Source organism: Vibrio sp. Y176, assembly GCF_033438945.1.
Map to the genome: position 1 here is coordinate 1 of NZ_JAWOQS010001227.1, position 508 is coordinate 508.

Below are 508 nucleotides of genomic sequence, written 5' to 3' on the forward strand. Positions count from 1 at the left end.
AACGGCTTATGCAACAGATGAGCAAACGTGGGGCATTGCCGCCATGTATCGCACGGCCTCGATTCCTTTTTACACTGCTAACGATGACTCTACGGTGAGCACCTTCGTGCCGATGATGTTTTTTGAAAATGAACATTTGTACATTAACGGACTCGAGGGCGGCGCTTTTCTGTTTAACGAAGAGGATTCTGACTGGCGAGTGAGCGCGATTACGCGCCTTCGTTTTGTCGACATTCCTAAATCCGTTCAAAACGCGTTTGAAGGTGATCGCGTCGATTTTGGTGGCCAACTGCGTTATGACTTCAATGAAAACTGGCGCGCTGAAGTGGAATTGATGACGGATGACGAGTTTCAGTTCCACTCAAACTACAGAATTGCAGCAAATTACGAGCTGGGTGATTGGGAGTTCGAACCATCTTTTACCATCCGTTATAAGGACTCTGATTTCAACAGCGAGTATTACGCTTTCAAAGATGTGACAGGGGAAAGAATCGGTGCTGGCGCAGAT

At 47.2% G+C, this 508-nt stretch carries 1 protein-coding gene; it reads left to right on the plus strand.

All coding sequences use genetic code 11. The annotated features are described in order from the left end of the window. The coding region (locus tag R7O13_RS31105; protein WP_318305761.1) for a MipA/OmpV family protein at nt 1-508 on the plus strand (508 nt) is incomplete at both ends.